This is a genomic window from Limnovirga soli (assembly GCF_013106755.1).
Taxonomy (GTDB): Bacteria; Bacteroidota; Bacteroidia; order Chitinophagales; family Chitinophagaceae; genus Limnovirga; species Limnovirga soli.
Genome location: NZ_WHPF01000002.1, coordinates 268,705 through 287,435 on the forward strand (window position 1 = coordinate 268,705; position 18,731 = coordinate 287,435).

General features: G+C 37.1%; 16 protein-coding genes. 13 read left to right on the plus strand and 3 right to left on the minus strand.

The window, feature by feature from the left end:
* Positions 1-99: 99 nt before the first annotated feature.
* From GD597_RS02975 to GD597_RS03000, 6 genes are all read left to right on the plus strand, one after another.
* Positions 100-933 (plus strand): helix-turn-helix domain-containing protein, encoded by an 834-nt coding sequence (locus tag GD597_RS02975; protein WP_171606323.1) that lies wholly within the window; start codon positions 100-102, stop codon positions 931-933.
* Between the two features lie 74 nt (positions 934-1,007).
* The gene (locus tag GD597_RS02980; RefSeq protein ID WP_171606324.1) at positions 1,008-1,556 is read left to right on the plus strand and encodes a cupin domain-containing protein; all 549 of its coding nucleotides are present in this window, start codon (positions 1,008-1,010) and stop codon (positions 1,554-1,556) included.
* Positions 1,557-1,733: 177 nt separating this feature from the next.
* The gene (locus GD597_RS02985; RefSeq protein ID WP_171606325.1) at positions 1,734-3,260 is read left to right on the plus strand and encodes a glycosyltransferase family 39 protein; all 1,527 of its coding nucleotides are present in this window, start codon (positions 1,734-1,736) and stop codon (positions 3,258-3,260) included.
* A 389-nt stretch (positions 3,261-3,649) separates the two neighbouring features.
* Entirely contained in the window at positions 3,650-4,918 is a 1,269-nt protein-coding gene (locus tag GD597_RS02990) for a DUF58 domain-containing protein (RefSeq protein WP_171606326.1), read from the plus strand.
* 213 nt (positions 4,919-5,131) lie between these two features.
* A complete protein-coding gene (locus tag GD597_RS02995) occupies positions 5,132-5,566 on the plus strand; it encodes a hypothetical protein (protein ID WP_171606327.1) in 435 nt (144 codons plus the stop codon).
* A gap of 187 nt (positions 5,567-5,753) precedes the next feature.
* Positions 5,754-7,013, plus strand: coding sequence for a 3-deoxy-D-manno-octulosonic acid transferase (locus tag GD597_RS03000; RefSeq protein WP_171606328.1), 1,260 nt, complete (start codon positions 5,754-5,756; stop codon positions 7,011-7,013).
* Here the strand turns inward: GD597_RS03000 and GD597_RS03005 are convergent.
* Positions 6,986-7,723, minus strand: a complete 738-nt coding sequence (locus tag GD597_RS03005) for a hypothetical protein (protein WP_171606329.1) — start codon at positions 7,721-7,723, stop codon at positions 6,986-6,988. The two genes, GD597_RS03000 and GD597_RS03005, sit on opposite strands and share 28 nt — an antisense overlap.
* A gap of 114 nt (positions 7,724-7,837) precedes the next feature.
* On the opposite strand from GD597_RS03005, the gene GD597_RS03010 reads away from it, so the two are divergent.
* On the plus strand, positions 7,838-8,407 hold the full coding sequence (locus GD597_RS03010) for a thymidine kinase (protein WP_171606330.1): 570 nt from the start codon (positions 7,838-7,840) through the stop codon (positions 8,405-8,407).
* 236 nt (positions 8,408-8,643) lie between these two features.
* Here the strand turns inward: GD597_RS03010 and GD597_RS03015 are convergent, their stop codons facing one another.
* Both GD597_RS03015 and GD597_RS03020 read right to left on the minus strand, forming a co-directional pair.
* Positions 8,644-9,033, minus strand: a complete 390-nt coding sequence (locus GD597_RS03015) for a VOC family protein (protein WP_171606331.1) — start codon at positions 9,031-9,033, stop codon at positions 8,644-8,646.
* 2 nt (positions 9,034-9,035) lie between these two features.
* A complete protein-coding gene (locus GD597_RS03020; RefSeq protein ID WP_171606332.1) occupies positions 9,036-9,440 on the minus strand; it encodes a hypothetical protein in 405 nt (134 codons plus the stop codon).
* A gap of 251 nt (positions 9,441-9,691) precedes the next feature.
* Between GD597_RS03020 and GD597_RS03025 the strand changes: the two genes are divergently transcribed.
* From GD597_RS03025 to GD597_RS03050, 6 genes are all read left to right on the plus strand, one after another.
* Positions 9,692-11,212: an alpha-N-arabinofuranosidase gene (locus GD597_RS03025; RefSeq protein ID WP_171606333.1), complete on the plus strand. Its 1,521-nt coding sequence runs from the start codon at positions 9,692-9,694 to the stop codon at positions 11,210-11,212.
* Between the two features lie 109 nt (positions 11,213-11,321).
* The gene (locus GD597_RS03030; RefSeq protein ID WP_171606334.1) at positions 11,322-13,295 is read left to right on the plus strand and encodes a glycoside hydrolase family 127 protein; all 1,974 of its coding nucleotides are present in this window, start codon (positions 11,322-11,324) and stop codon (positions 13,293-13,295) included.
* Positions 13,296-13,554: 259 nt separating this feature from the next.
* Complete coding sequence (locus tag GD597_RS03035; RefSeq protein WP_171606335.1) at positions 13,555-14,823, plus strand: Gfo/Idh/MocA family oxidoreductase; 1,269 nt, start codon at positions 13,555-13,557, stop codon at positions 14,821-14,823.
* A 473-nt stretch (positions 14,824-15,296) separates the two neighbouring features.
* Positions 15,297-15,767: a redoxin domain-containing protein gene (locus GD597_RS03040; RefSeq protein ID WP_171606336.1), complete on the plus strand. Its 471-nt coding sequence runs from the start codon at positions 15,297-15,299 to the stop codon at positions 15,765-15,767.
* A gap of 73 nt (positions 15,768-15,840) precedes the next feature.
* Positions 15,841-16,206 carry a T9SS type A sorting domain-containing protein gene (locus tag GD597_RS03045; RefSeq protein WP_171606337.1) on the plus strand — a complete coding sequence of 122 codons (366 nt, stop codon included), beginning with the start codon at positions 15,841-15,843 and terminating at the stop codon, positions 16,204-16,206.
* 308 nt (positions 16,207-16,514) lie between these two features.
* A complete protein-coding gene (locus tag GD597_RS03050) occupies positions 16,515-18,590 on the plus strand; it encodes an LruC domain-containing protein (RefSeq protein WP_171606338.1) in 2,076 nt (691 codons plus the stop codon).
* Positions 18,591-18,731 lie beyond the last annotated feature (141 nt).

Below are 18,731 nucleotides of genomic sequence, written 5' to 3' on the forward strand. Positions count from 1 at the left end.
ACTGCCGAAAAACAATGTAAATAGTAGCTTTTACAATAATGAGTTTTGTATATTTAATACAGGCTATTTATTTAGCTGTACAATTTTTTACGCTTAACAATGGTACTATCAGAATTTGCACCTTCTATTGCTTTGGCTGAATTTATTCGGGCCTATCGCATTGTGCATTTTACCTTTAACAACATTGAAATTATTCCCTACAAACCTTACCCGCCTAAGCCTGAACATTGCCTTAGCTTTTACCCAAGGGATACGGAAAGTGTGGAATATACAGGTAGCAACAAAAAGATAGCCCGTTTAAAAACAGTATTAATTGGACAGCAACATGAGGTTAGCAACCGCTACGTTGGAAAAGACTTTTTGGTATTTCAGGTGGTGTTTATGCCAGGCGCTTTATACCGGCTTACAGGCATACCTTCTGATGAACTCACCAACAATTATATTGATGCCGAAACCATTTTTAGCAAGGATATTAAGGAAATTAATGACAAATTGAATGATGCCCAATCGCATCAGGAAATGGTAAAGGTGGTGGAAGTATTTTTAAAAAACCTAGCTGGCAATTCCAAGAAACCACATCATCATTTGGATATTACCAGCAATTTGATTTTACAATCAAAACAATGTGTATCCATAGACTGGCTGGCCAAAGCATCGTACCTGAGTGTTCGGCAATACGAAAGAAAGTTTATTGAGAGAATGGGCGTATCGCCAAAATATTTTAACCGCGTGGTTAGATTTGAAAACGCTTTTAGAATGAAAAACACTTTCCCTGACAGGGATTGGCTCACCATAGCTATACATTGCGGGTATCACGATTACCAGCATTTGGTAAAAGAATATAAAGAGTTTACGCTGCAAACACCCAATCAATTTCATTTGCTGGATATGGCCTCTCCTGAAAGAAATTTTGGAGAAGCAGATACTTATTAAAATGTCGTTTTTATACCACCAACCATTCTTTACATCTCTTCAAATTTGTATGGTAAATACCAAAACAAATAATCATGCAAAGAAGAAAATTTATTTTAGCAACTGCTGCCAGTTTGCCGACACTTGCTATGGCAAAGGGGAATGCCAGTGCCGAACGCCCCGCTAAAGGCTTTGTAATAAAAGCAAATGAAAGCAGGTTTGGAGAAAAAACACTGCTGGGTGGTAAAAATCCAAACGATATTAAAGTATCTTCAAAAGATACCGAGGGTGATTTAACCATTTTTGAATATACCGGTAATGAAAAGGGAGGTCCGCCACTTCATGTGCACCCAAATCAGGATGAAATATTTTTTGTAACTGCAGGTGAATTTTTATTTCAGGTGGGTGATGAACAACACAAATTAGGTGCCGGCGATACCATTTTTTTACCCAGAAAAGTACCTCATGCATTTGCACAATTAACTGAAACGGGTAAAATGTTTTTCTTATTTCAACCATCTGGTAAAATGGAAGACTTTTTCAGGCAATTAGGTGGACTTAAACAAGCACCAACTCCCGCAGAAGGCGCCGCCATTTTTGCCCAACACGATATGCAGGTAGTAGGGCCGCCTTTACAGTTTTAACTATAAAGAGATGGGTTTTGCTTAAATGTAGCAAATAAAGTGGTGTGCAGTTTTGGCTGCCACCATTTTTTACATCGTATTGCCTCTACTGGCAATCAGACGCTTTCCAATAATAAATGATGTGTGGTATTTGGCTTTTTGCCAATACAACCTATATTTATTGGAAGATGTGTATCTATGAAAAAAAAGACATTTATTTTACTGGGTTTTATACTTGCCAAGTTTATACTTCAGTACAATTTAATTAGTCCGGCTTATGATTTGCAACGCGATGAATTTCTGCAACTTGATCAGGGTAAACACCTGGCCTGGGGATATATTTCTGTTCCGCCAGTAACTTCATGGATATCGTACATTATTCAGTTATTGGGTAAAGGCGTTTTTTGGGTTAAATTTTTTCCTGCCTTATTTGGGGCTTTAACCATGCTATTGGTTTGGAAGATTATTGATTTACTAAAGGGTAATTTATTTGCGTTAACACTGGGTTTATTGGCGGTATTATTATCGGTTATGTTGCGGATTAACATATTATATCAACCCAACTCGCTGGATATTTTCTTTTGGACTTTTTTATACTATACCCTTATACAGTATATACATACCAATAATACCAATTGGTTTTTCGGGGCTGCATTGGCCATTGGTTTTGGTATTTTAAGCAAATACAATATTGTTTTTCTCATCCTGGGTTTATTGCCGGCCTTATTACTAACACCGCATAGAAATATATTGTGGCAAAAGAAATTCTTTATAAGTCTGGCTATAGCCTTTTTTATTGTACTGCCCAATATTATCTGGCAGTTTCAAAATGATTTTCCTACTATTTCGCAGTTGAAGGAACTGGAACGCACCCAATTGGTAAATGTGAACACCTCAGCATTTTTAAAAGACCAGTTTATTTATTTTTTAGTGGCCATGCCATTTATCTTATGTGGATTCATGGCATTTTTTGTTTATGAACCATTTAAAAAATACCGGGTTATTTTCTGGAGCTATTTATTTACCATTTTACTTTTTATTTTTTTCCATGCTAAAAGTTATTATGCTGCAGGTTTATACCCGGTGCTAATTGCTTTTGGCACCGTGTATACCTCACATTTACTAACTAATGGATGGAAAAGAATATTACAGCCATTTGCCTTTATTTGGATATTGTGTTTAGGCACATTCTTCATCTCGGTTGCTTTTCCCTATAAAAGTCCACAGGAAATTGAGCAAAACAGTCAGCGGTACAAGGATTTTGGCCTATTACGCTGGGAGGATGGGAAAGACCATAATTTACCCCAGGATTTTGCAGATATGATTGGCTGGAGTGAATTGGCAAAAAAAGTAGATAGTGTTTATACAAACATACCCAACAAAGCCAACACATTGGTTTTATGCGATAATTATGGGCAGGCTGGTGCCATTAATTATTATTCCACCTTTAAAAACATCAATGCAGTTTCTTTAAATGCCGATTATATAAACTGGATACCACTTGATAAACCCATTATAAACGTAATTCTAATTCAGAATGCCGATGACGATGACCCCGAAAGAAAACAGGAAATTCCCTTGTTTACCAGGGTTTCGCTGGTAGGCGAAAACACCAATCCCTATTCAAGGGAAATAGGTACAAAAATTTACCTGTTGGCGGGTGCCAAAACCAATATAAACGCCATTTTATTACAGGAAATAAACAAATACAAAGCCGGGTATTAGGCAATGGTATTTATTGGCCCGGCGATACAACCTACTTCGGCTTTACTTGCGTCGCACACTTGTACCTGGGGAATTTTGGGCAACTTTTTAATACAATAAAACTGGCTGTTTACAGCTGCCATAATAACCAAACGCACAAGAGTGCGACGCAAGTGAAGCTTAATGCATGTTTTATTGTTGGGCTCAAAATGCTTCTCAACCACTTTTACTATGAAGGTTTGTGAAAAATGTATTTGCCTGTTTTGCAAAAACAAATTAATCTTACAGTAGAAAATACAATTCTTGTTTATCAGCAATAAAACAACACGGTATTGAAAGCATTTTACAATAAATATATCGGCAGCCTATATGCAACACAATATTTTTATGCATTGCTAATTGGCTGTATTATGCTTTTTGTATTTAGGTTCTTTTTGCCTGTTTTGGGTAATATACCCTACTTTATTTCCAGTGCAGCGCTGCTTTTTTTGGTGTACGAATACCTGTTGTTGTACAGCACCTCCAACGGCATTTTTGCGGTAAGGTCTATGGCCGAACGTTTAAGCAATGGTGATGATAATACCATTAGAATTGACCTGGAAAATAATTATCCCTTTACCGTTAAGCTGCAGGTAATTGATGAAATTCCACATCAGTTTCAAAAAAGAGATATTTTATTTGCCTTATCGATGGAAAAAAATGCAAATACCATTTTGCGCTACCAGTTAAGGCCTGTAAAAAGGGGTTTGTACGAATTTGGGGTAATAAATATTTATGTTAATACCACAAATGGCATTTTTAGCAGAAGATATATTATGGGCAATCCAAAAAATGTTCCGGTATACCCTTCGTATCTGCAAATGCGCAAATACCAGTTAATGGCCATGAGTAACCGCCTTAGCGAAGTGGGCGTTAAAAAAGTAAGGCGTATTGGCCAAAGTATGGAATTTGAACAAATAAAAGAATATGTAGCAGGCGATGATTACCGTACCATTAACTGGAAAGCCACAGCACGTAAAGGCCAGTTAATGATAAACAATTATGCTGATGAAAAAAGTCAGCAATTATATTGTGTAATTGATAAAGGCCGTGTAATGAAAATGCCTTTTGAAGGACTGAGTTTGCTGGATTATGCCATTAACACCTCGTTGGTATTAAGCAATGTGGCACTGGGTAAACAGGATAAAGCCGGACTAATTACTTTTGCTGAAACAATCAGTTCCTTTTTACCAGCTGAGAAAAAGGCATCGCAAATGCAATATATACTGGATACCTTATACAACCAGAAAACCCGGTATTTGGAAAGCGATTATGAAAGGTTGTATATTCATTTACGCCGTAAAATAACACAGCGCAGTTTGGTATTGCTATTTACCAATTTTGAATCGCTAACAGGCATGCGCAGACAATTACCTTATCTAAAGAAAATTGCCGAAAACCATTTATTAATTACTGTATTTTTTGAGAATACAGAGTTGGTAAAATTTATAGCTAAAGAAAGTAATAATCTGGAGGAAGTATATACCAAAACCGTAGCCGAAAATTTTGCTTTTGAAAAAAGGCAAATTGTAAAAGAACTAAACCAAAGTGGTATTTTAACCATTTTAACTGCCCCGCAGCAATTAACCGTAAATGCCCTTAATAAATACCTGGAAATAAAGGCCCGGCAAATTCTATAATACCTGTTTTACCAGCAATTTGTTACAAAAACATACAAGTACTGAATCATAAGCGTACAAGCTTATTTAGCTGAAACATATACCCTATAAGGCTTTTATAACGCTATCATTTTTTAAAACCTGTTATCTGCATCTCCTTACCGCTCATCAGCCATTGTAATTTCATTAACCAAATTGCCACTGAAATTTGCATTATGAAAGTAAACAACAACAATGAAAAAGTATATAACAGGTTGTATAATTGCACTCATAGTAGTGTTAATATATAATCCTATAAAAGCAACCATCAGCAACAACCAAACAGAAAATCAAAGCATTTCGTTTCAGGTATATAAGGGCAGCGATTATACAGCCGCCGCATATAATACGGCATCAGCAAAAATCAATATTCTGGTGGAAAAAGTAACTGGCAGTAAACGTACTTCAGTTTGGCAGCAAACCATCGATGCAAGGGCGCTTAATCAATATCCGGATGTGCAAAATGCATTGTCTAAAACCATTACGGTAAATGGCATCAGCAATAGCAAAGAGCACCTCGAAGTTACCTATACGCTTATTTACAACGCACAGGGAACCGAGTTGCAAATGCAAAACGGCACTGTATTAAGTAAAACGGCCAATAATAATAAAATAATGATCAGCATTTAATATCGATACTCCATATATATCTAACCAAAAAACACCAAAGGAAGTTTAGCTTCCTTTTTTCATGTACCTAACAGCAGTTAAAATTCCGGCTTTACTTGCGTCGCACTCTTGTGCTGCAGAATTTATAGCTACTACTACTAATACATAACAGTTGGTTAGCCATAAAGTATTTTCTTTGCATTTAAGTATGGGTAAATTTTTCTACATATTGTTTATCAGGTTATATCCTGTTGCTGCACAACTGGCTGCATTATTTAATAAAAAAGCTGCGCTTTGGGTAAAGGGCCGTAAAAACATTTTTAACCATATTGCTGCTACCCTAAAAGGCAATAATAAGCCCACCATTTGGGTACACTGCGCCTCCTTAGGCGAATTTGAACAAGGCCGTCCGGTTATTGAAGCAATTAAACAACAATACCCTGCCTATACAATTGTGCTTACCTTTTTTTCTCCTTCGGGCTACGAGGCGGAAAAAAATTATCATCAGGCCGATTATATTTTTTATTTACCAATTGATAGCAAAGCAAATGCTAAAAGATTTTTAGATCTGGTAAAACCATCGCTGGTAATATTTATTAAATATGAGTTTTGGTTTTATTATTTACAAGCAGTAAAACAAAGAAATACACCGCTTTTGCTGGTATCAGGCATATTCAGATCATCACAACCCTTTTTTAAATCATATGGTGCTTTTCACAGGCAAATGCTTGGCTTTTTTACCCATTTGTTTGTACAGCATTCCAGTTCCGTGCAACTATTAAATACCATCGGAATTAATAATCAGGTAAGTGTTGCCGGTGATACCCGTTTCGACAGGGTATTAAGTATTGCCCAACATTATTTTCAATTTCCCATCATAGATGAATTTTGTAAAAATAAAACTGTAATTGTGGCTGGTAGTACCTGGCTGGAGGATGAAGAGGAACTTTGTCATTATGCCAATGCCCATCAGGATTACCGTTTTATAATTGCCCCGCATAATATAGAATCCATACGGTTAAAGGAATGTACAGCACTTTTCAAAAATGCTGTACTTTATTCAGCAATAGTAAAATCCGATGCAATACCCAATAATATCAATACCATTATAATTGACAATATAGGCATGTTAAAAATGCTTTATTCAACAGCAACGCTTTGTTATATAGGTGGTGGTTTTGGCGGCGATGGTGTGCATAATGTATTGGAAGCCGCCGTTTATTATAAACCAGTGATTTTTGGGCCTGTATATGATAAGTTTATAGAAGCCCGTGCCTTAATTGAAAAAGGCGGCGCTTTCACCGTAATAGATGCAATTGAACTGGAACAAACCTTTAATGAATTATTACAAGATAAAAATGCTTATACCGCGGCAGCCAATAGCGCAGGTAATTTTGTAAAAGAACAGGCGGGCGCCACCAACAGGGTAATACAATTTATTCAGGAAAAACGCCTTCTCACCAACTGATCAAATACCTTAACCGCTTCACTGGTTTCTGGCCAACCCAGTTTTACTTTTAATTCGCGCTGTATCCAATATTCTGCTTCGGGCAAAATACTAAAGGCATTAATGGTTTTCAGGCTGCGTTCATACATATCTTCATCGCCTCTAAACAAATCATTAATAAATAAAAAGCGGTCATTTATACCAATGGCTTTTCTTAAATCTCTTATGGGGGTTTCTTTTAATTTATTGCCCAGCTCATTGGCTTCGGTTTTTAGCTTATCATTCAGCATTTCTTCTTTGTAGGAAGTTGAAATAACATCATTCAATTCAAAAATCTCTTTCTGCTGGTAGGCAAATGTGGGTAATTCGTTTAACAAAGGCTGTTGTGCTGCCATAGTTGGGTTAGCAGGTGGCATATAAGGTGCAAAAACCGGGTTTTGTAGTGTAACCGGTATTTCTTTTTGTATTTCAGGTGTCGGTGTTAAGGGTGCAACAGGCATAATATCTTTAACTGGCGGGTTAGCCGGGGCGGCAATTACTGGCTCGGTTAAATGCAACCTGTTATATTCCGGCATAATCACTGCCACATTTTTTCCAGCAAACAAAGCTTGTTTTTGTAATAACTGTAACTCTTCCAGCAGCATTTCTGCAGTAATTCTTAAGGTAGCAGCATCCGCATTATCCTTGTATTGTTCCTGTAAACGTTCTATTAAAACTCCTGCTTTTTCCATTGTAGTTGATACATTTGGTTGTAAAGGCATCATAAAAGTTATCCACTAAAATCATTTTGTGGTTACAATATAAAAATACAAGCTTTTATTTTACATGTACTTAAGTTTTACACAATGTTTATAGAACCCAGCATTACAGGCGAAAGAAGAGGATGGATAGAAGTGGTTTGCGGCTCCATGTTTAGCGGTAAAACCGAGGAACTGATCCGCCGTTTAAAACGGGCAAAAATTGCTAACCTTAAAGTAGAAATTTTTAAACCTGCCATAGATATCAGGTACAATGAAACTCAAGTGGTAAGTCACGATGCCAATGCCATTCAGTCTACCCCCATCGATAATTCCCAAACCATTCTTTTGATGGCCACCGGTGTAGATGTGGTTGGTATTGACGAAGCCCAGTTTTTTGATGCAGAAATTATGCATGTGTGCGAAACCCTTGCCGCTCGTGGCACAAGGGTTATTGTTGCCGGACTGGATATGGATTATCTGGGCAAACCCTTTGGCCCTATGCCACAGTTATTGGCCATTGCAGATTATATCACCAAGTTGCACGCCATTTGTGTAAAATGTGGCAATATCGCCAGTATTTCTTACCGTAAAACCGCTCAGGCAGGTCAGGTGTTATTGGGCGAAAAAGATACCTATGAACCTCGTTGCCGTAAATGTTATAACGAGAAAGAATAAATACATTTTTTGGTAGCCAGCTACAGATAAATAATGAAACTTTACTTGCCACGCTCGGTTCAGGGTTCTGGCTTTGTGGCAGCTAATACAATACTTCAGAGTTAATTTAAACTCAGCTATTTGCCTATCTAATTATTATACCAATCATCTGCCGCCAATTGTTCCCGGCGTACAAGAGTGCGACGCAAGAAAAGCCAAATGCCTATGTAAAAGCCTGGCTCAAAACAAACAACATATTATTCGGTAATTTCTATAAGATTTTGTTCAGGATCGGCTATCACAGATTCGTAATAGCCATCTCCGATGGTTCTTGGCTCGCCAATAATAATTACCCCATCGCTACGCAATTGCGCCGTTAAAGCATCTACCTTTTCTTTTGAACCCACAGAAATAGCTATATGAATAATGCACCTGTAGGGCATTAATGGATTGTTTACGTTATTAGCCACACCGGGCATTTGCATTAATTCTAATCTGGCGCCTTGCTGAAACTGCAAAAAATAAGAAGTGAATTGCTTATTTGGATTAAAGTATTTTGTACTGGCAATTGCATTAAAATAAGTGCAATAGAAATCTTTCATCAGCTCCAGATTATTGCACCAAATGGCTATATGTTCTATATGCATATTTATAGTAAAAAGTAAAGAATAGCTGTAGCTAAAATTAGCTCAATTATCCAGATACGATTTACTTTTTTGCCTTTAAAATAATTCCATATGGCAAAATCGAACAAAACCACATAAATAAGGGTAAGCATTAATGCACCAAAACCCCACCATTCAGAATGAAAAGGTGTTTTACCCAACACCAATAAAAAAGGGTAAACAAGTATCAATAATCCTGTAAGAAGCAGGAATGGTGAAATCCGCTTTGCCAAATTTGCAGAATAGCCTGGATTGCGGGTTGCTGCAGTTTTTTGATTTGGAATATATATATTGGCTACCCTGGTTTTTGTGCCATGCAATTTTTCAAAAATACGGTCTCTCTGTTGTTCTGTGAAAGACTTTGAAAATGGTGAATGCATCAGTATCATAATATTTTATTTTAAGTTATTGTAATCTACTTAGTAGTATAAACTGTAGATGCAAAACGTAATCGGCGGTTTAAAATAAATAAGGGCTTTAGGAAATCATTTGCATTTACTGGTTTCCTTTTAATTTATTAATAACGCCTATTTAGGTCAGGTTTATGCTTAAAGTATTGATAATGAAATGTGAAAAATAATTTTATGGTGCAAAAAAATAAGTGTTACTTTAACAATAAACGATGCATAAACCAATTAACATGAAACACTTAGTTCTATCGCTGTTGTTATTAATTTTCTGTAATAACTTTTTACTGTCTCAAAACCTTACTGCCCGCATAAAAGTGGACATTGAAAGAAAAATTGGAGGAATTGACGAGAATTTATACGGCAATTTTACCGAGCATTTGGGTCGTTGTATATATGGCGGTCTGTACGAACCCGGCTCAGCGAAAGCCGATAACCAGGGTTTTAGAACAGATGTGCTAAATGCTACCAAAGAAATGGGTGTTAGTCTGGTACGTTGGCCCGGTGGCAATTTTGCATCAGGATACCATTGGATGGATGGCATTGGTAATAAGGCAAATCGGCCAAAAAGAAAAGACCTTGCATGGGGCGATACCGAAAGCAATCAGGTGGGTACAGATGAATTTTTAGCCTGGAGTAAGGCGGCTAAAGTTGCCCCTTATATATGTGTAAACCTGGGTACCGGCAGCTTAGACGAAGCAAGAAACTGGGTGGAATATTGTAATGCCCCCACTGGTTTATATTATTCTGATTTAAGGGCAGCCAACGGTCATCCTGAACCATATAATGTACAATACTGGGGTCTTGGAAATGAGATTGACGGGCCCTGGCAAATGGGGCATAAAAATGCAGAAGATTACAGCAAATTTGCCCTTGAAGCAGCCAAACTAATGAAATGGAGTGATGATAAAATAAAACTTATCGCTTCGGGGTCAAGCAATTATGGTAGCGGTTGGACAGACTGGAACCGTACCGTATTAAATTCACTTGGCGGTTATGTTGATTATATTTCGCTGCATAATTATGTGGGCAATCATGATAAAGACCATTATAAATTTATGGCATCAACCATTTTTGCCGAAAATGTAATTAAAATCACAGAAGGACTTATAAAGGAAGCTACGCTTAAGAATAAAATTGATCATCCTATTTATATAGCATTTGATGAGTATAATGTTTGGTACCGTGCCTGGAATGAGCAAAAGCTGGAAGAACATTATAATATGCAGGATGCATTGGTAATTGCCAGTTATTTAAACTGCTTTATACGCAATGCGCAAATTGTAAAAATGGCCAATCTGGCCCAGTTGGTAAATGTTATTGCACCAATGATGGTTACACATGATACGCTTTGGTACCAGACAACCTTTTATCCGCTACAATTGTTTGCAGAAAATTGCAAGGGTAATTCCATTGCCTCTTTTGTAGAATGTGCCAGCTATAAAAACAATGATAAAGATGTGCCATATTTGGATGTTTCTACAGTTTATAATGATACCACCAAAGAATTGATGATTAATGTGGTTAACCGCCATTTGGATAAAGGAATTACTACCAGTATCACTAACCAGTTTGGCAATTTGTCAAATAAAGCAATGGTGTACGAAATTAATTCTCCTGATATAATGGACGAGAATACGGTTAGCGAACAAAAAGTAAAAACAAAAGAAAAATCAATTAACGTTTCAGGTAATAGTTTGCAATATACATTTCCTGCACACTCGTTTACCATGATTAAAATAAAAATGAATTAGGTTTTGCTGCTTTAACATTCAGCCGCACAAGAGTGCGACGCAACGGCTGCCTCATATTGGTGATACAGTCTGGCTAACAATTTTATTTCGCTATTATATTATGTAAACCATGCAATATTTAAAACCAGCCATTTTTACTTTTATAGTGTTAAGCTATAGTGCTGTAATTCAGGCCCAATCGTTGTTCCCGCAAATAACAGCTGTACCGTTTTCTGGGGTAACTATTACAGATGCATTCTGGAAACCGCGTATTGAAAAAGTGGCCTTGGTTACTATTACTGTTTGTGTAGATCAAACAGAAGTTAAAACACCCAGGCTGCGCAACTTTGAAAAAGTGGCCCGCAAAAAAGGGGAACAACATGAAGGTATTTTCTTTGATGATTCTGATGTATTTAAAGCATTGGAAGCTATTGCCTACTCATTAACCAATCACCCGGACGCTTCGCTTGAAAAAAGAGCAGATGAATGGATTGACAAAATTGCAGCAGCGCAATTACCCGATGGTTATTTAAATACCTATTATACGCTTACAGATCTTAATCTGCGTTGGACAGATATGAGCATGCATGAGGATTATAATGGCGGTCATTTAATTGAAGCTGCTGTGGCATATTATCAATCTACCGGTAAAAGAAAATTGCTGGATGTGGCCATACGATTTGCCAATTATTTCGACAGTGTTTTTGGCCCAAATAAACGCCATTGGGTTACGGGGCATGAAGAACTGGAGCTGGCCTTGGTAAAATTGTATCATGTAACCAATGATGTAAAATACCTGCAGCTAAGCCATTGGCTACTGGAAGAACGTGGCCATGGCTATGCCAAAGGATATACCTGGACAGACTGGAAAGACACTGCCTATGCACAGGATAAGACAACGGTAAAAGACACCCGGGAAATTACAGGCCATGCGGTTAGGGCCATGTACCTGTACACCGGCGTTGCCGATGTGGCAAGTGCTACCAACGATACAGCTTACATGACAGCCATGAAAAGTGTTTGGGAAGATGTGGTATACCGCAACATGTACATTACAGGCGGTATTGGCAGTAGTGGCAGCAATGAAGGCTTTTCAGTAGATTATGACCTGCCCAACGATCATGCCTATTGCGAAACATGTGCATCAGTAGGAATGGTTTTCTGGAACCAGCGCATGAACCTGTTAACCGGAGATGGCAAATATATTGATGTGCTGGAACGTAGCCTTTATAATGGTGCCCTAGATGGCCTTTCACTTAGCGGCGATCATTTTTTCTATGGCAATACATTGGCATCCACCGGTAATAACGAAAGGCGTGAATGGTTTGGTACTGCCTGTTGCCCTTCTAATATTGCACGGCTAATTGCTTCGTTGGGTAATTATATTTATACCAGCTCTGCCAATACAATTTGGGTAAACCTATATGTAGGTAGCAAAACAAATGTGGCTGTTAACAATACCAATATCGCTATTGAACAACAAACTAATTATCCATGGGATGGCGATATTAGCTTACTTATTAATCCAGATAAAAAAACAACATGTGCACTTATGTTGCGCATACCAGGTTGGGCGCAAAACCAACCTGTACCTGGCAGTACCTATCAATATCTTACCAATGGCAATACCAATTTTACCATCACCGTAAATAATGTGCCGGCTAGCTATACCCTGCAAAATGGGTATGCTGTTATTAACCGTGAGTGGAAAAAAGGTGATGTTGTTCAACTGCATTTACCAATGGAAGTAAAACGCATCATTGCCATTAACGATGTAAAAGACGACCGTAATCGTACAGCCCTGGAACGCGGCCCATTGGTATATTGTATAGAACATGCAGATAATGGAGGCAAAGCAATGAACCTTATTTTACCAGATGAGGCAGTGCTTACCAGCAGTTACAATTCGGCTTTATTAAACGGTGTTGTAACCATACAAACTACCGCCACCATTTTACTACCCACTGCCAACGGTGATGGAATTGAATCCATAAAAAAAACAATTACCGCCATCCCCTATTATGCCTGGGCCAATCGGGGCAAAGGGCAAATGCAGGTATGGTTACCACGCAAAGCCACTTATGTTACGGTAGAAACAAAATAAGTTATTTGTAGGCCGTCAATAGGTTTTCATGGCATCGCTGCTTTTTTTGTATTTGCTGATTTGCTATACAAATACCTCACTTGTGCGTTCGGGGCTATAAATTGCAGATCAAAATTATTTAAGTACTCTAAACAGGTACCAAAAACCTGTACCCAAAAAAATTCCAGTGATTATAATGCGTTAAGCATTACAGCATATAAAAATTGCTTATTTTACCAGCTAAAGCATTGTATTAGTTTATCATTTAAAAATTATTTTGATGGCAGCTCATTTTTCAAAATCGAGAAGATCATTTTTAAAAAATTCATTAGGTACCGTTGCTGCATTTACCATTGTGCCCAGGCATGTATTGGGCAGGGGTTTTATTGCACCCAGCGATCAGTTAACCAAAGCTGTTATTGGTGTGGGTGGTATGGGCCGTAATCATTTTGATTATGCGGGTACCCGTGTGGTGGCAATTTGCGATGTGGATACCAACCACCTAAAAGAAGCAGCTGCCATGCTGAATAACGATGTAAAATTATTTACCGATCATCGCGAATTAATTGCCCTGCCCGAGGTAGACATTGTACATATTGCCACCCCACCCCACTGGCATGGTATAATTGCTGCCGATGCAGCCCGTGCAGGTAAAGATATTTGGTGCGAAAAACCAATGACCCGCACGATTGGCGAAGGCAAACGTTTAATGGAAGTAGTACAGCAGCACCAACGCATATTCAGATTAAATACCTGGTTTAGATTTAATGATGAATTCTATGGTATGAAAACAACTGTAGCACCTATCAAAAAACTGGTACAAACTGGTATGTTGGGCTGGCCTTTAAAAGTTACCGTTAATAAAGCCACCGGCTTTGATTGGAAATTCTACTGGATTGGCAAAACCAATCTGGAAACATTACCAGTTCCGGCAGAATTGGATTATGACCGCTGGCTGGGCCCTGCTCCTTTTAAACCATATAATCCACATAGGGTACATCAAACTTTTAGGGGTTATTGGGATTATGATGGCGGAGGACTTGGCGATATGGGCCAACACTATATAGACCCTATACAATATATTTTGGGCAAGGATAATGAAAGTCCTATTTCGGTTGAAATTGATGCACCTGTGCAGGATAAAGATGCAGTAAGCACTTTTAACCGTATTGAATATACATATGCTGATGGATGTAAAATAATTTTAGATGGCGAAAACAAAGATGTGAATGCAGCTTATATTGAAGGCCCTAATGGTAAATTATATCCAGAATTTAAATCTGATATTCCCGATCTGGAAAAGAAACTGGCCAGTTTCCCTGATTCTGAACCACAGGTAACTGATTTTGTTGAAGCGGTTAAACAACGTAAAAAATTTGCGCTAAATGAAGAGAATGGATACCGAAGCTGCACTATTGTTAATATGGGTAAAATTGCCTGGCAACTAAACCGGTCATTAAAATTTGACCCAAAAACACAATTATTTGTTGATGATGCCGAAGCCAATAGCTATATTAACCAACCTATGCGCGGTGACTGGAAAATATAGCTAATTAACAGCCCCTTTTTAATAGTTAGAAACTTAATTAAAATGCAGGTTTTACATGTAAGCAATGTAAGCCTGCATTTTTTTTATGCTAATTTTAAAATACGGTTACATCATGGGCTGTTATGAGGTGCGATGGTAAATTCCTGAGCCGAACAAAGATGGGATTTAGACTTTTTTTAGCCAGTCATTTATTCAGGAATAAGCTTTTCTTGCGTCGCACTCTTGTGCTGCAGCATATATGGCATCAAAAAAAACAAACTAAAAGAAATTAATTTCAAAAGCCAATATCCTATAGTTGTGATTTGCTGATATTTAATCCAACAGTACAAGAGTGCGACGCAAGTAATGTTGCTTTATGTTATACTGTCTGGTACATAAACTATTTGTCCAAACAGGAATTATAGTTTTTAATAAACAATTACATCAAAAATTGGTTATAAAACTTGAATTTTGCAAAAATTAAAACCAACATTATGACAATTGAAAAAGGACAAATAGCACCGGATTTTACGCTACACAATGAAGAGAGAAAAGAGATTACACTTTCTGCACAAAAAGGAAGCAATGTTTTATTATTATTTTTCCCTCAGGCGTTTACAGGTGTGTGTACTAAAGAGCTGTGCAATGTAAGAGATAATATTGTTGCTTTTAACAGCGCCAATGCAAAAGTGTATGGTATTTCGGTTGACTCGCCTTTTACCTTGGCCAAGTTTAAAGAAGAGCAACACCTGAATTTTGATTTATTAAGCGATTTTAACAAAGAAGTGTCTACCGCCTATGGTAGCATTTATGAAAGTTTTATTGGATGGATGAAAGGTGTATCTAAACGGTCAGCATTTGTTATTGATAAAGAAGGAGTTGTGCAATATGCCGAGGTATTGGAGAATGCCGGCGAAGTGCCCAATTTTGATGCTATTAACGCAACTTTAGCCAATTTGGTATAATAATAATTTGTTTTTTATAAAATTGATTTTGGTAATATGAGGAAGGCATTCTAATTTTACACAACGTACGCAGATGAATAAAATTGTACAAATATCATTTTTAAGAAAAACCCTCTTCGCCTTATTACTGGTGATGAGTACTTCTTTGATATTTGCTGCTTACCATCCTTCTCCATTTGATTATCAGGTTAAAATTGTAAAATGCTATCCTAACCCTGCAGTATCGGTAATAAATTTCGAATTTTCTGCTGAGGTGGATAAATCAAATACTTTACAGATTTATAGCTTTACCGGTAAAAAAGTTTCTGAATTACCATTAGCCACCAGTAAAATTACCATTACACTAGGCAATGAATTTTACAGGGGCATCTATATCTTTCAATTAAGAGATAAGAATGGTAAAATTTTAGAAACAGGTAAGTTTCAGGTAATTAAATAAGTAATTATTTATCAATTTATAAAAAAGAGCTACCATTTTGGTAGCTTTTTTTATACCCCTAACGTAAGGGCATTTTACCAGGTTTCCAAAAACTACTATTCCCAAAGTTGTAAATGGGGTGAAACTGGCATTACTAAGTGATTGATTATTAAGTAATTGGTTATTTTAAATTTGCTCCTTTTGCCGGAACGCCCAATCCATTAAAGAAAAATTTAAAAAAACTTAAAAAAAAGTTAAGCAAGAATAATTACAATTTCGAAGTGCGCTTTACTTTTATGTTTTCCAATACCTACAAAAAACTAAAAAAGATGAAAATCCTTATCCCTTCAGTAGTAGCATGTGCTTTTATGTTGTTAAGCATATCCTGCTCAAAAACGAAAGATGTAACAGTGGATCCTCCACCCCCTAGCCCAACCGACAGTACTATTGCTCCAAACAACTTTACGTTTGCAACTTCTAAAACGGTAAATATTGATGTTAGACTGTTGACGAATGATGACAAGCCAATACCTGGTGTTCTTGTTAATGTTTATGGCACAGATACTGCTTCCAAGGATGGACCAGTATTTACAGCAGTTAGCGATATAAATGGTTATATAAGAGGCTCAGTAGATTTACCCGCCTATATGGATACATTTTATGTAGACCCCTCTTATATTGGTTTAATAAGTTATGCTAAAGCATATGTTACCGGCCAGAATTTAACTTGTACAATTGGTGGCAGTTCTGGCTTCAGTGGTAATATTTTAAAAGCTAATAAAGCTGACGAAAGTGATTATCACCATAGCAATACTTTTTTTCCGGTATTTACAGGGCCTAATTTTACCCAAAGTATTAGTTATTCTTATCTTGGAGGATATGACAATAGTGGAAGGCCAAACAATTTAGTTACACCTTCAGATGTTGTATCAGCACAATTACTAAGTTTTCTAAATGCATCTTTGCCTGAACAAAGACCAGTTCCAACTTATCACCCCGATTATCTTACCGGCAGTGCGGAAACCAATTTGAATATCACTGCATTGTCTGATGTTTGGATCACATTTGTATCAGAAGGTGCAGGATATCAAAATTCCTTAGGGTTTTATACTTACCCAACCAACACACCTCCTGCATCAGTAAATGATATTGGTGAAGTTAAAATTGCTATTCCTAATGCTTCATTAAGCGGGTCTGGTGGAAACATGAGATCTGGTGATAAAATTTTATTAGGCCGAATTCCAGCAGGTACTTCTATTGGCTTTGTAATTTTTCAAAATGCCTGGAACGGAGGTACAAGATTGGTAAACACAAGTGCCACAAAGTTTTTTGCTGATGACAATCTCAATGCGAATGAAGACGCCAATCATAAAAGACATACCGTTCTTCTTTATGATGATATTAACGAATTATTTGTGATTGGATTTGAAGATTTAACCAGAAGCACTGGTGGTTCTGATGATGATTTTAATGACCTATTGTTTTATGCCACTTCTAACCCAGTTGAAGCTATTTCAAGGGAAAATGTTAATCCAGTTGATCAGCCTGTTGATACAGATAATGATGGTGTAAATGACACATACGACAAATTCCCAACTGATCCAGAAAGAGCATACATACAATATTATCCTTCTGAAAGCAACTGGGGTACTTTAAATTTTGAAGATTTATGGCCATCTGTTGGTGATTATGATTTGAATGATTTAGTACTGGGTTATAGATACAAATACATTAATAATGGTCTAAATAAAACTGTTGAAATGTATGGTGAATATGCAGTAAGAGCTGTTGGCGCCAGTTTCCAAAATGGTTTTGGTGTGCAGCTGCCAATTTTACCATCTAAAATCTCATCAATTACCGGACAAAAAACCAATGGTAATATGATAACAAAAAGTTCAAATGGTACTGAGGCAGGACAAACATATGCTGTATTTATTCCATTTGATAATACAAAAGCTATCTTCCCTGATGCAGGTATAATTAATACTTATGCAGGTGCCGCAAAAAGATATGGCGATACAACAAGGGTATTCATAAGATTTACTACACCGTTAACAGCTGCAGAATTAGGCTCAGCACCTTATAATCCATTCTTGATTGCAGATCAAAAAAGAGGTTATGAAGTGCATTTACCTGGACAAAAACCTACCAGTTTGGCAAATACACAGCTGTTCAAAACAGGACAGGATAAAACCAATCCAAATGCCAATGTGTATTACTTAAGTACCAAAAACTGGCCTTATGCCATGAGTTATGCAGAAACATTTAATTACCCAATTGAATCTAAGGGAATTGACAAAGCGTACAGCAAATTCCTTGATTGGGCAAGATCTGGTGGTGTTTCTTTTCCTGATTGGTACACAGATAAATCCGGTTACAGAGAATCAGCATTTATTTATCATTAATACATAAAATACAATAGCGTTTATTTAAAAAGGCCTGCTAAAGATTGCGGGCCTTTTTTCTATTTAAGCATATTATATTTTGCTGCCATGATGGCTAAAGTACAAGTGAGTGACACAACGAAGATGCCATAATAAGAATAG

Excerpts from the sequence above, each read along its gene's own strand:
- GD597_RS02975 (WP_171606323.1), top strand. The coding sequence starts at position 100 with ATGGTACTATCAGAATTTGCACCTTCTATTGCTTTGGCTGAATTTATT.
- GD597_RS02980 (WP_171606324.1), top strand. The coding sequence starts at position 1,008 with ATGCAAAGAAGAAAATTTATTTTAGCAACTGCTGCCAGTTTGCCGACA.
- GD597_RS02985 (WP_171606325.1), top strand. The coding sequence starts at position 1,734 with ATGAAAAAAAAGACATTTATTTTACTGGGTTTTATACTTGCCAAGTTT.
- GD597_RS02990 (WP_171606326.1), top strand. The coding sequence starts at position 3,650 with ATGCTTTTTGTATTTAGGTTCTTTTTGCCTGTTTTGGGTAATATACCC.
- GD597_RS02995 (WP_171606327.1), top strand. The coding sequence starts at position 5,132 with ATGAAAAAGTATATAACAGGTTGTATAATTGCACTCATAGTAGTGTTA.
- GD597_RS03000 (WP_171606328.1), top strand. The coding sequence starts at position 5,754 with ATGGGTAAATTTTTCTACATATTGTTTATCAGGTTATATCCTGTTGCT.
- GD597_RS03005 (WP_171606329.1), bottom strand. The coding sequence starts at position 7,723 with ATGGAAAAAGCAGGAGTTTTAATAGAACGTTTACAGGAACAATACAAG.
- GD597_RS03010 (WP_171606330.1), top strand. The coding sequence starts at position 7,838 with ATGTTTATAGAACCCAGCATTACAGGCGAAAGAAGAGGATGGATAGAA.
- GD597_RS03015 (WP_171606331.1), bottom strand. The coding sequence starts at position 9,033 with ATGCATATAGAACATATAGCCATTTGGTGCAATAATCTGGAGCTGATG.
- GD597_RS03020 (WP_171606332.1), bottom strand. The coding sequence starts at position 9,440 with ATGATACTGATGCATTCACCATTTTCAAAGTCTTTCACAGAACAACAG.
- GD597_RS03025 (WP_171606333.1), top strand. The coding sequence starts at position 9,692 with ATGAAACACTTAGTTCTATCGCTGTTGTTATTAATTTTCTGTAATAAC.
- GD597_RS03030 (WP_171606334.1), top strand. The coding sequence starts at position 11,322 with ATGCAATATTTAAAACCAGCCATTTTTACTTTTATAGTGTTAAGCTAT.
- GD597_RS03035 (WP_171606335.1), top strand. The coding sequence starts at position 13,555 with ATGGCAGCTCATTTTTCAAAATCGAGAAGATCATTTTTAAAAAATTCA.
- GD597_RS03040 (WP_171606336.1), top strand. The coding sequence starts at position 15,297 with ATGACAATTGAAAAAGGACAAATAGCACCGGATTTTACGCTACACAAT.
- GD597_RS03045 (WP_171606337.1), top strand. The coding sequence starts at position 15,841 with ATGAATAAAATTGTACAAATATCATTTTTAAGAAAAACCCTCTTCGCC.
- GD597_RS03050 (WP_171606338.1), top strand. The coding sequence starts at position 16,515 with ATGAAAATCCTTATCCCTTCAGTAGTAGCATGTGCTTTTATGTTGTTA.